Source organism: Roseovarius sp. (assembly GCF_018066915.1).
Lineage (GTDB): Bacteria > Pseudomonadota > Alphaproteobacteria > Rhodobacterales > Rhodobacteraceae > Roseovarius.
Map to the genome: position 1 here is coordinate 1 of NZ_JAGPVV010000013.1, position 11697 is coordinate 11697.

Below are 11697 nucleotides of genomic sequence, written 5' to 3' on the forward strand. Positions count from 1 at the left end.
CGGTGCCACGATCTATACCAACACCCGCGCAGGCTATGTCGCAGAGTGCCCCAATGTGGGCAAGCTGCTGGAAAACCTCGAGTTCTCGCTCGCCATGGAAAACGAGATCATGGGCGCGATCCTCAATGACGGGGCCAAGCCCGAAGACGCCGCAAGCGCCTGGCTCAAGGCCAACCCGGACGCCATGACCCCTTGGCTCGCCGGCGTGACCACCAAGGACGGTGGCGATGCCATGGCAGCAGTCAAATCGGCGCTCGGACTCTGAGCGGCCAAGGGCGGCGCAAGCCGCCGCCCTTACCGCACGGCATCTCTCGCATGACCCGAATTTATCGCCCTGCAACGTCCCTTGAAGACTGGCGTGACGGCCTTGCCGATCGTGATAAGCATTGGCGTGCGGGCTATTCAGCGATGGCAACCGCCCAAAGCTGGCAGGCGGCAAGTGGCGCCTTACCGCGCGAAATCGCGCGCCTTTTCAATCCTGAGCCGGAGTTGCTGTTCGCCATTCCCGAACACAAGGTGCCCCTGCCCGGCGGCACCCGTGATAGCCAATGCGACGTATTTGCGTTGATCCGCTCAGGGACAAGAACCATTGCCACCGCCATCGAAGCCAAGGTGAACGAACCTTTCGGCGACACGATAGAGACATGGTATCAATCGCCGACGAAAGGACGCAAAGATCGCCTTTCGGCCTTGTGCGCGTGGCTCGGACTACCTTTTCCTTGTGATCCGGCGCTGCGTTATCAACTCTTGCACAGGACTGGTTCCGCCATCGTCGAAGCCCGTCGCTTCGGCCTTGGACACGCCGCGATGATCGTCCAATCCTTTGCCCCTGACGCGCGCTGGATCGAAGATTTCCAGATGTTTGCCTCGGCACTCGGCCTAACCCTGGATCGCGACCAAAGCGCACCATGCCGCTTACCCTGCGGCCTCGAGCTTACGCTTGGCTGGGCCTCAGGGGACCCGATGTTTCTCAAAGATCTGACGGAGGACGGCCCATGGACTGGCTGAGCGATCACAAAATCCCCGTGGGCCAATGGGCCGAAGGCTTTTTCCTCTGGCTTCAGGACAATGCGGCGGGCTTCTTCGATGCGATGTCGGTGCTGATGGAGGGGCTGATCGACGCCTTTCTCTGGGTGCTGCAAACCCCGCATCCCATGGTCATCATCGGCGTCTTTGTCGCCCTGACATGGGTGTTGCAGCGCAACTGGAAAACCTGCCTTTTCGTCTTGCTCGGCTTTCTCTTCATTCTCAACCAAGGCTATTGGGAGGAAACCACCGAGAGCCTGACGCTGGTGATCTCGTCTTGCGTGTTCTGCATGGCGCTTGGCGTGCCTCTGGGCATTGCCGCCGCGCACCGCCCCCGGCTCTATGACGGGATGCGCCCGGTGCTCGACCTCATGCAGACGCTACCGCCCTTCGTCTATCTTATCCCTGCGATCGTGTTTTTCGGCATCGGCATGGTGCCCGGCCTCATCGCCACGGTGATTTTCGTCGTCCCCGCCCCCATTCGTCTCACGCATCTGGGCATCTCCAACACGCCGCAGCCGCTCCTTGAGGCGGCGCAGGCCTTCGGGGCCACCAACCGCCAGACGCTGTGGAAGGTCGAGCTGCCCTACGCCCTGCCGCAGATCATGGCGGGGATGAACCAGACCATCATGCTCTCGCTCTCGATGGTGGTGATCGGTGCGCTGGTGGGGGCCGACGGCCTTGGCGTGCCGGTGCTGCGGGCGATCAATACGGTCAACATCGCCCTTGGCTTTGAATCCGGGCTGATGATCGTCGTCGTCGCCATCGTCCTTGACCGCATGCTCCGGATGGAGGGACGCAAGTGACCGACACGATCGTCAATTTCAACAAGGTCTCCATCGTCTTTGGCGATGCCCCGCAAACCGCCCTGCCCTTGATGGATCAAGGCATGACCCGCCCCGAAATCCAGCAACGCACAGGTCAGGTTCTGGGCGTGCATGACTGTGACCTCTCGGTCGCTCCCGGCGAAATCCTGGTGCTGATGGGCCTCTCAGGTTCTGGCAAGTCCACACTCCTGCGCGCGGTCAACGGCCTCAACCCGGTGGTGCGCGGCACGGTCGAGATCCACGACGGCACCGGCATGGTGGATGTCACCAACGCCAACCCCGGCACCCTGCGCCGCTTGCGCCAGCACCATATCGCCATGGTGTTCCAGCAATTCGGCCTCTTGCCGTGGCGCTCGGTGCGCGAAAACGTGGGCCTTGGCCTTGAACTCGCGGGCATGTCCAAGCCCGAGCGCGCCGCGCGCGTCGACCGGCAACTGTCCCTCGTCAACCTCTCGGACTGGGCCGAGCGCCGGGTGGGCGAACTCTCAGGCGGCATGCAACAGCGCGTGGGCCTCGCCCGTGCCTTTGCCACCGATGCGCCGATCCTTCTGATGGACGAGCCGTTCTCGGCCCTTGATCCCCTGATCCGCAACCACCTTCAGGATGAACTCATCGACCTGCAAAAGACCCTTGGCCGCACCATCATCTTTGTCAGCCACGATCTTGACGAGGCGTTCAAACTGGGCGACCGCATCGCCATCATGGAGGGTGGGCGCATCGTGCAATGCGGCACGCCGCAGGCCATCTTCACCAATCCCGCCACCGAGTATGTGGCCGAATTCGTGGCCCATATGAACCCGCTTGGCGTGCTCTGCGCCCGCGACGTGATGGAGCCTGCGATCGGCACGCCCGAAACCTGCGTTGGCCCCAATGCCAGCATTCAGGACGTGATGGAATGCGCCCAAGGGCATGACCGCCCGGTCGGTGTGACCGAGAATGGCAAGCTCTTGGGCCAGATCACCCGCAACCGCATTCTGGCCAAGCTGCTTGATCCGCGCGCCTGACCGGGCGCGCGATCAGACCTTGGTGGCCGAAACCGTTGGCGTGATCCGCCGCTTCAGCACCGCCTCGCGCCAGCTGATAAAGCTGACCGCGCCCACGATCACCATCCCACCCAAGACCACGAACACATCCACCCCCTCGCCAAAGACCAGCGCCCCCAAGAGCACGGCCCAGACGAGTTGCAGGAACGTCACCGGCTGCGTCACCGCCAGAGGGGCCGCGCGAAACGCCAGCGTCATGGTGTAATGCCCCGCCGTCGCCAATGTGGCCACGGCAAAAAGGATCCCCAATTCCCACGGCGTCGGCGTGACCCAGACCGCCGCCGCCAGCGGGGCAAGGCCGATTGTCACCGTGATCGACAGCATCGCCACCACCACGCCGGGGCTGCTGCGGCCCGATACCACCTTGGCAATCAGATAGGACGCGCCAAAGAAGATGGCAGTAAAGATCATCGCCAGATGCCCCGGCCCCACCTCGCGAAATCCCGGCCGCAGGATGATCAACGCGCCGATCAGGGCCACCCCCACCGCCAAAATCCGCCGCAGCGCCAAACGCTCGCCCAGAAAGAGCCCCGCGCCCAGTGTCACATAAATGGGGGCCAGATAATTCATCGCCGTCACATCGGCGATGGGAATGCGCGCCATGGCATAGAACCAGAGCGCGACACCGACCGTATGCACCATGCCGCGCGCCGCGAAAAACCCCCAGGTGCCCCGCTCCAGCCGCAACCGCCAGAGCGCCCCCAACATCGGAATGAGAAACACGAGGCCCATGGCATAGCGCAAAAATGCCGCTTGGGGGGCCGGCACCCGCGTGCCCAGCACCTTGACCAGCGCCGTGACCCCGACAAACAAAATCCCGGTGATGACCATCCAGAAGATGCCCCAGCCCGGTCGTGCCATGCTCTCTGCCGTACTTGCCTGTTGCGCGCTCATGGCTGCATTAATTCATGCCTCTGCCCGCCTGTCGAGGCTGGCTTGGCGCTTTGCCATGCGGTTTGCGCAACGCACCCTGCCGCACAGCGCATGGCTCAGCCCCGCAAGAGCCCGATTGCGATGGCCCACATGACACAGCCGACCCCGGCATCAAGCACCCGCCAACTGGCAGGCCGCTGGAACAGCGGGGCCAGCAGGCGCGCGCCATAGCCCAGCGCAAAGAAAAACACGAAACTGGCTGTGACCGCCCCCAGACCAAAGGCAAAGCGATCCGCATATTGCGCCGAGATGGAGCCCAGCAAAACCACCGTATCGAGATAGACATGCGGATTGAGCCATGTCAGCGCGAGGCATGTCAGCACGGCGCGCCGCAGACTGCCCGCGCCCTCTCCGGCCTCAAGCGCGGCCCCACCCCGCCACGCGGCCCAGAAACTGCGCGCGCCGTAAACCAGCAGAAACGCCGCGCCGCCATAGCGCATGATCCGCTCCAGCCCCGGCACCGCCTCGGCCAGCACGCCAAAGCCGGTCACACCCGCCGCCACCAGCACCGCATCGGACAGCGCACAAACCAGCACCACCGCCAACACATGCGCGCGCCGCAACCCTTGCCGCAGGACAAAGGCATTCTGCGCCCCGATGGCCAGAATCAAACTCAACCCCAGTGCAAATCCCGCCAGCCCCGCCTGCATCCGCCCGCCCTTTCATCGTTCTTCAAATACTCAATCGCGACCGCGCCGCCGGGGCTTGCCTATCGGGTCGCACGTCATTACTCAAATTCAATATGCTTATCTTGGATCAGATTTCCTAATGTCGCTGCCGCCCGATCACCTCGCCACCCTCTCGGCCATCCTGCAAACCGGCAGTTTCGAGGGCGCGGCGCAGGCGCTTGGCCTCACGCAATCGGCCATTTCCCAGCGGCTCAAGGCGCTTGAGGCCCGCGTCGGCGCGCAGCTTGTGCATCGCACGACGCCGTGCACCGCAACCCCCGTGGGCCAACGCCTTGCCGCCCATGCCGATCAGATTGCCTTGCTCGAGGCGCGCCTCAGTGATGACCTCACCAGCCTGACCCCGGCACCGCACACCCGTCTGCGCCTCGCGGTCAATGCCGACAGCCTCGCCACATGGCTGCCTGCGGCCTTGGCCAGCCTGCCGGACCATCTCTTTGATCTGGTTATTGACGATCAGGATATCTCGCACGACCGGCTCTTGCGCGGCGAGGTGTTGGGCGCGCTCACCACCCGCGCCAGCCCCCTGCCCGGCTGCGATGTCATGGCGCTTGGGGCGTTGCGCTATCAGGCCATTGCCAGCCCCGATTTCATCGCCCGCAACTTTGCCGATGGGATCACCGCCCAGAGCCTCGCCAGTGCCCCGATGCTGCAATTCAATATGAACGATCAGTTACAACACCGTTGGGTCACGCAGGCAACCGGCGCCACCCTCTCGCCGCCCTGTCACCGCCTACCATCCTCCGAAGGGTTCGTGACGGCCGCGCGGCTTGGCATGGGCTGGGGCATGGCCCCCGAGGCGCTCTTGCACGATGATTTGGCGCGCGGCACGCTCTTCCTCCTGCACGCCGATTGCCCGTTTGATACGCCGCTCTATTGGCAATGGACCCGGCTTTTGGGCGGGGCGCTCGCGCCGCTCACCCGCGCGCTGCGCCGTGGGGCGCGTCAGGGGCTGCGCGACCTTACATAATAGGGGGGGACTCTGTAAGGTCTGTAACCTCGGCCAAGGCCCGCTCGACCAATTCCGGCCCGGCACCAGGCCGCGATGCACCCTCTGACAGATGCCGCCGCCACGCCCGCGCGCCCGGTTTTCCGGCAAAAAGACCCAACATATGCCGCGTGATCTGGTGCAACCGCCCACCGCTTGCGAGATGCGCCTCGATATAGGGGAGCATGTCCTGCACGGCCCCTTCTGCTGTGGTGTCCGGCCCAGTGGTGCCGTAAATCCGCCGATCCGCCGCACAGAGAATATCCGCCGGTTGATGATAGGCCGCGCGCCCCACCATGACCCCGTCAAGCCCCTGATCAAGCAGGCTAACTGCTTGATCCAATGATGTAATTCCGCCGTTGATCGAGATATGGAGATTGGGGAAAAGCATCTTCATCCGCTGCACCAGATCGTAATCCAAGGGCGGAATATCGCGGTTTTCCTTGGGGCTAAGACCATCCAGCCAGGCCTTGCGCGCATGGATCTGCACCCGCTGCACACCCGCCGCGATGATCCTTGCCAGGAACTCCGGCAACACCTCCTCGGGGTTCTGATCGTCCACCCCGATCCGGCATTTCACTGTGACTTCAACAGGTTGCGCGGCAATCATAGCGGCGCAACACTCGGCCACAAGCGCCGGTTCGGTCATCAGGATCGCCCCGAACCGCCCCGACTGCACCCGGTCCGACGGGCAGCCACAGTTGAGATTGATCTCGGCATAGCCCGCCTCCGCCCCCATCCGCGCCGCCTGCGCCAGTTCTACAGGGTCCGATCCCCCCAGTTGCAACGCGACCGGGTATTCCTCCGGGCTGTGCTCCAGCAAATGCACCGCCCCCCCCCGCACCAACGCCGGCGCAGTCACCATCTCGGTATAGAGCAACGCCTGCCGACTGAGCCGCCGATGCAGATACCGACAATGCCGGTCGGTCCAATCCATCATAGGCGCACAAGATAGACGCGCTGCCGCGGTGGCTGCGTTTCTAGGCATTCAAAGGTCTCCTCGGGCCCACCATCTTTTACGACTCACCGGCAGTCTACACCATACGCACACGACGGATGACCTGCCACCCTGCCCCGAACGAAGACAGGCGAAGGGGGGTAATTGCGCGGGGTCTGATGTGAGCAAAGGTAGTTATCTGCCTGGTGGGTGTGTCCAATCCTGCAGATAGCAGGCCCAGATGGCTTTTCACTCCGCTATTCGGTTTCCGGACATTGAGAGCGCATCGGTGTCTTGGTTTCCCACCGACAGAACGCGACCGAGAAACTCACGTATCAGCGTTGCGATTTCGCCAGCGTGCGTTTCCAATGCAAAGTGTCCCGCATCCAGCAGATGCACCTCGGCGTCCGGCAGATCACGCTTGTAGGCGTTAGCACCTGCGGGGATGAAGGCCGGATCATGGCGCCCCCACGTGGCCAGCAGCAGCGGACGATGCTGGCGGAAATACGCGTGGAACTCCGGATAGAGCGCCACGTTGGTGCGGTAATCGCGGATCAGGTCGAGCTGGATTTCCTCCGCACCGGGCCGGGCCATGTAGGCGATATCGAGTTCGTATCCATCGGGAGAAAGACGCTCGGGATCGGCTCCGGTGCCGTATTGCCACGTCCTGATCGTGTCGGGGGACAGTGACGGGCGGCAGGCCTCGCGGTTCGCGTCGCTTCCATCGCGCCAATAGGCCTCCCATGGCCCCCACTGGTCGCTGAAACCGTCGGTGTAGGCGTTGCCGTTCTGGCTGATGATCGCGGAAACCCGTTCGGGATACCGCATCGCGAGCCGCAGACCCACCGGCGCGCCATAATCGAAGATGTAGAGCGCGTAGCGATCGAGCGACAGGGCTTCCGTGAACCCACCGATCACATCGGCGAGCCGGTCAAAGGTATAGTCGAACGTCCCGCGTGGCGGTGCCTTGGTCTGCCCGAAGCCAGGCAGATCGGGTGCAATGAGCCGATAGCGATCGGCCAAAAGCGGCATCAGGTCGCGAAACATGTGGCTGGCCGTCGGGAACCCGTGCAGCAGCAGGATAACCGGGGCATCGACCGGTCCGGCCTCGCGATAGAACACGTCGACGTCGCCGACCTGTCGGAATTTGCAGCGGATTTGCGCGGAGGTGGTTGGCATATTGGGTTTCCTTTCAGGGTTTTGACCGGGTTTGCCCCGAGGTTCGGTGCCTCGTCTCGGGACACCTCATGGTCGGTCAGCGGGCATCAGGCTTGGCCGGGAATGCGAGCGATAACCTTGATCTCGAAATCAAAGTCGGCGAGCCAATTCACTCCGACCGCCGTCCAGGTCGGATGGGGAGGCGCCGTGAAGTACCGGTTCTTCACCGGCATGATCGTCTCGAACTGGGTCTCGGGATCGGTGTGGAAGGTGGTCACGTCGATGATGTCGTCGAAGCTCGCTCCAGCCGCCGTGAGCACGGCCTCGAGGTTCTGAAATGCCAGCTCGACTTGCTTGGCGAAATTCTGCTCCGGCGAGCCGTCATTGCGGCTGCCGACCTGCCCGGAGACGAAGAGGAGATCGCCGGAGCGAACTGCAGCGGAGTAGCCATGCGCCTCGTAGAGCGCGTGCCGGTTTGCGGGGAAGATAGCTTTTCGGTTGGACATGGAACCGTATCCTTTGATGGCAAAGACTGTTGCCGGTGGGAAATGTCGGGGTGAAGGCGCGGCGCCGACGCCGCGCCGTTGGTCGCCTAGGCGGTGATGAAGGTCAGCAGATCGGCGTTCAGCACGTCGGCGTTCACCGTCAGCATGCCGTGCGAGAACCCGGGATAGGTCTTGAGCGTGCCGTTGGGCAGGAGTTCGACAGCCTTCAAAGCCGATGCGGCAATCGGCACGATCTGATCGTCCTCGCCATGCAGCACAAGGGATGGGACGGTGATCACTTTCAGATCCTCTGTCTGATCGGTCTCGGAAAAGGCCTTGATGCCGTCGTAATGTGCCTTTGGGCTGCCCATCATGCCTTGGCGCCACCAGTTCTGGATCACACCCTCCTGGACCTCTACGCCCTCTCGGTTGAAGCCGTAGAAAGGGCCTGCGGGAACCTCCCGGAAGAACTGCGCGCGATTGCCGGCAAGCGCGGCGCGAAAGCCGTCGAAGACCTCCATCGGCGTGCCCTCGGGATTCGTGTCGGTCCGCAGCATCAGTGGCGGGATGGCGGCGACGAGGACCGCCTTGGCCACACGGCCGGCCGGTCCACCGTGCCGGGCCACGTAGCGCGCCACCTCACCTCCACCGGTCGAATGGCCGATATGGACTGCGTTCCGCAGATCCAGCGCTTCGGCGACGGCAAAGGCATCGGCGGCGTAGTGGTCGATGTCATGCCCTTCGGTGGGCTGGCTTGAGCGTCCATGCCCGCGCCGGTCATGGGCGACGACGCGATACCCGTTTGCGAGGAAAAACAGCATCTGCGCGTCCCAGTCGTCAGAGCTGAGCGGCCAGCCGTGATGGAAGACGATGGGCTGGGCGTCGCGTGGGCCCCAGTCCTTGTAGAAAATCTGCACGTGATCATCGGTGGTAACGTAGCCCATAGAAGGTTCTCCTTCTGGCAGGTTGGGAGTTGTGGGTTTAGTGGCCTGCGCAGCGCCCAGAGGAAGGCCGACGCTCGCGGTGAGCGCGGAGGCCGCGAACAGGGCGTCGCGACGATTGAGCGCCAGAGGCAGTCGACGAGTGGAAGGCATGGTTCTGCTCCTTTCGTTACTCGAAGGGCGACCGGACCAAGTGCGGGATGTCGCGCATTGGCTTTGGTCAGGCGACCTTGGTTTGAGTGATTTCCGTTTTCGCGGTTCGTTGCGTTGCGAATGGGGGGAATATCTTCGGTGTGGGCCGTCGGCGTTAGTCGCAATCGGCTTGCATTTCTTTCAACGAATCGTTGAAGCTGGGAGCATGGAGACTCTTTCGAACCTTGAAGCGTTTGTACGAAGCGCAGAGTGCGGCAGCTTTTCCGGGGCTGCCCGCATGCTTGCCCTGACGCCAGCCGCGGTCAGCCGCAGCGTCGCCATGTTGGAGCGCAATCTGGGCGTCCGGCTGTTCCACCGGTCGACGCGCGGACTGAGGCTCACCGAGGCGGGAGAAAGCTTTCTCGCCTCGGTGGGAGAACCGCTCGACAGGCTTCAAGGCGCCATTTCAGCGGTCACCGCGCAGGGGCCGACGCCCGCTGGTAGGCTCAAGCTCAGCATGCCGCCCTCGTTCGGGCTGGCGCATGTGCTCCCGCTCCTGCCCGGCTTTCTCGCGCAATATCCTCTGATCCGGGCCGAATGGCATTTCGAGAACCGCGTCGTCGATCTGATCGCAGAAGGGTACGATGCCGCCATCGGCGGCGCGATTGAACGCGCGCCAGGGACCGTCGCCCGCACGCTCGCGCCGCTGCACGTCGTTGCCGTCGCCTCGCCAGAATACATGGCCGGCCGAAGCGGTCCGACCGATCCGGCCGGGCTTGCCGATTTCGATGGAATTGCGATGCGCGTGCTGCGCACAGGTCGCATCCGGCATTTGACCATGCGCAACGGAGCCGGACAGGAGATGGAGGCAGCGCTCAACGAGACCGTCGTCGTGAACGAGCCGAGCGCGATCCGCGAGGCCGCCAAGCTTGGGCTCGGTATCGCCCTTCTGGCGGTGGCGGAGGTTTTGTCGGACTTGGAGGAGGGTCGCCTGATCCGGCTACTCCCGGACTGGTACGCGGACGACGGCGGGATTTCGGTGTACTACGCCTCGCGGAGTTTTCTCCCGGCCAAGACACGCGCCTTCATCGATTGGATTGATGCAGCTTTCAAGAAAAACCAGCTCCCTGAGCGATTCAACGGTCGGCCGCACCGGCCCTCGTCCGACCGCGTCCAGAGCTGATCTCGGGTCATGGATGAGGCTCGCGCGCCATGTCCAGCGACCTGTCTGGAAGTTATACACCCGCCCTTCGAAACACGGCGCGAATGACCTCTACAACATGTTGGACGGCTGTGTCGTGGTTCTGCCGGGCGTGCCAGGCAAGGTGCAACGGAAACCCATCGACCGGAACCGGCGGTTGGTGAAGCATCAGGTCGAATTCGGCCTGCGTCGCCACGCTTTGCCGCGGAAGCATTGCGATCAGATCGGTCTCTGCCAGAACCCTCGGCACAAGCTGGAACGACGAAACGGTCAGACCGACGCGGCGCCGTCGCCCGGATGCCGCCAATTGCGCATCGAGCGGGGTGCGAAGATCGCCCCGACCGGACACGACGACATGCGGCCAGGCCAGCCAGGTATCGAGGGTGAAGGCGTCGGCGGCTGGATGATCCCGCCGCATGGCAACCACGTAGTCGACGTCGATCAGTTTCCGAATCTCGACGTTCTCAATCTCGCGATCCAGCACAGCGATGGCGATGTCCGTCGCCCCGTCCAAAATTTCCCGCGTCACGGCCTCCTGGCCCTGCCACGGCTTGAACACGATGGTGATGCCCGGTGCAGTCCTTGATATCTCCCCGATCAAGGGGCACGCCAGCAAGGCGGCGGGATCGTCCGCCGTCGTGATGCGCACCACCCGTTCGATCCGGTCCAACGGCACGTCCCCGCGATCAAGAAGCGAGTCCACCTCCGACAGGATGGACCGCAACGGCGCGCGCAGCGTCTGTGCCAACATCGTGCGTGTCATGCCGCCGCGTCCGCGTTCAAGCAAGGGATCCCCGAACAGGTCCCGACATCTCTGCAGGGCGCTCGAGACGGCAGGCTGCGACATGTTCAGCCGATGCGCGGCACGGCTGACATGCGCCTCGTCAAGCAGCGCGTCGAGGATAACGAGGAGGTTCAGGTCGATGCCACGTAAATTCATGAAACGAATATTATGGTATATTCTATATCCATTGGAAGAATTTTTGCCGCAGACCCATCTTCGGAGCATTCCCAAGCCAAAGGAGGCTCCCATGACCCAGACTCTCATCCTGCTCTTTCACCCCGACCTCGCAAAATCGAAGGCGAATGCCGCCTTGCACGCCGCTGCCCGCACCGTCCCCGGTGCGGAGGTCGTGGACATGCAGGCCCGTTATCCGAGCGGCCTTGTAGACACGCATGCCGACGGCGAAGCCGAGGCGCGCGCGCTTCTGGAAGCCGACCGGATCGTTCTACAGTTTCCGATCCAGTGGTATTCGACGCCCCCTCTTCTGAAGGCCTGGCAGGATGCCGTGCTGACGCGGATGTACTACATCCATGCCGCGACAGAGGGTGACAGGCTG

General features: G+C 63.3%; 14 protein-coding genes. 7 read left to right on the top strand and 7 right to left on the bottom strand.

Features of this window, described 5'->3' with window-relative positions; all coding sequences use genetic code 11:
- The 4 genes from KBT70_RS00580 to choV all read left to right on the top strand — a co-directional run.
- On the top strand, positions 1 to 265 hold a 265-nt coding region (locus KBT70_RS00580; RefSeq protein ID WP_296627538.1), incomplete at its 5' end, for a glycine betaine ABC transporter substrate-binding protein.
- Between the two features lie 50 nt (positions 266 to 315).
- A complete protein-coding gene (locus tag KBT70_RS00585) occupies positions 316 to 1008 on the top strand; it encodes a hypothetical protein (RefSeq protein ID WP_296627541.1) in 693 nt (230 codons plus the stop codon).
- On the top strand, positions 996 to 1832 hold the full coding sequence (gene choW / locus KBT70_RS00590) for a choline ABC transporter permease subunit (RefSeq protein ID WP_296627543.1): 837 nt from the start codon (positions 996 to 998) through the stop codon (positions 1830 to 1832). The genes KBT70_RS00585 and choW overlap by 13 nt, the downstream gene beginning before the upstream one ends.
- Positions 1829 to 2857, top strand: coding sequence for a choline ABC transporter ATP-binding protein (gene choV / locus KBT70_RS00595; protein ID WP_296627546.1), 1029 nt, complete (start codon positions 1829 to 1831; stop codon positions 2855 to 2857). Before choW ends, choV begins: the two co-directional genes overlap by 4 nt.
- A 12-nt stretch (positions 2858 to 2869) precedes the next feature.
- Here the strand turns inward: choV and KBT70_RS00600 are convergent, their stop codons facing one another.
- Together KBT70_RS00600 and KBT70_RS00605 are read right to left on the bottom strand one after the other, a co-directional pair.
- Entirely contained in the window at positions 2870 to 3790 is a 921-nt protein-coding gene (locus KBT70_RS00600) for a DMT family transporter (RefSeq protein ID WP_296627548.1), read from the bottom strand.
- Positions 3791 to 3885: 95 nt separating this feature from the next.
- The gene (locus KBT70_RS00605; RefSeq protein ID WP_296627550.1) at positions 3886 to 4479 is read right to left on the bottom strand and encodes a LysE/ArgO family amino acid transporter; all 594 of its coding nucleotides are present in this window, start codon (positions 4477 to 4479) and stop codon (positions 3886 to 3888) included.
- Between the two features lie 118 nt (positions 4480 to 4597).
- Here KBT70_RS00605 and KBT70_RS00610 point away from each other — a divergent pair, with 118 nt between their 5' ends.
- Entirely contained in the window at positions 4598 to 5485 is an 888-nt protein-coding gene (locus KBT70_RS00610; protein WP_296627552.1) for a LysR family transcriptional regulator ArgP, read from the top strand.
- Here the strand turns inward: KBT70_RS00610 and dusA are convergent.
- From dusA to KBT70_RS00630, 4 genes are all read right to left on the bottom strand, one after another.
- Positions 5478 to 6491: a tRNA dihydrouridine(20/20a) synthase DusA gene (gene dusA / locus KBT70_RS00615; protein WP_296627555.1), complete on the bottom strand. Its 1014-nt coding sequence runs from the start codon at positions 6489 to 6491 to the stop codon at positions 5478 to 5480. The two genes, KBT70_RS00610 and dusA, sit on opposite strands and share 8 nt — an antisense overlap.
- Positions 6492 to 6689: 198 nt before the next feature.
- Complete coding sequence (locus KBT70_RS00620) at positions 6690 to 7619, bottom strand: alpha/beta hydrolase (protein ID WP_296627557.1); 930 nt, start codon at positions 7617 to 7619, stop codon at positions 6690 to 6692.
- An 86-nt stretch (positions 7620 to 7705) separates the two neighbouring features.
- Complete coding sequence (locus tag KBT70_RS00625) at positions 7706 to 8104, bottom strand: RidA family protein (RefSeq protein ID WP_296627559.1); 399 nt, start codon at positions 8102 to 8104, stop codon at positions 7706 to 7708.
- Positions 8105 to 8190: 86 nt separating this feature from the next.
- Entirely contained in the window at positions 8191 to 9027 is an 837-nt protein-coding gene (locus tag KBT70_RS00630; protein ID WP_296627561.1) for an alpha/beta hydrolase, read from the bottom strand.
- 355 nt (positions 9028 to 9382) lie between these two features.
- On the opposite strand from KBT70_RS00630, the gene KBT70_RS00635 reads away from it, so the two are divergent.
- Positions 9383 to 10339 carry a LysR family transcriptional regulator gene (locus tag KBT70_RS00635; protein ID WP_296627567.1) on the top strand — a complete coding sequence of 319 codons (957 nt, stop codon included), beginning with the start codon at positions 9383 to 9385 and terminating at the stop codon, positions 10337 to 10339.
- Positions 10340 to 10391: 52 nt separating this feature from the next.
- Here the strand turns inward: KBT70_RS00635 and KBT70_RS00640 are convergent, their stop codons facing one another.
- The gene (locus KBT70_RS00640) at positions 10392 to 11297 is read right to left on the bottom strand and encodes a LysR family transcriptional regulator (RefSeq protein ID WP_296627563.1); all 906 of its coding nucleotides are present in this window, start codon (positions 11295 to 11297) and stop codon (positions 10392 to 10394) included.
- Positions 11298 to 11388: 91 nt separating this feature from the next.
- On the opposite strand from KBT70_RS00640, the gene KBT70_RS00645 reads away from it, so the two are divergent.
- Positions 11389 to 11697, top strand: a 309-nt coding sequence (locus KBT70_RS00645) for an NAD(P)H-dependent oxidoreductase (RefSeq protein WP_296627565.1), incomplete at its 3' end; no start/stop codon positions are given.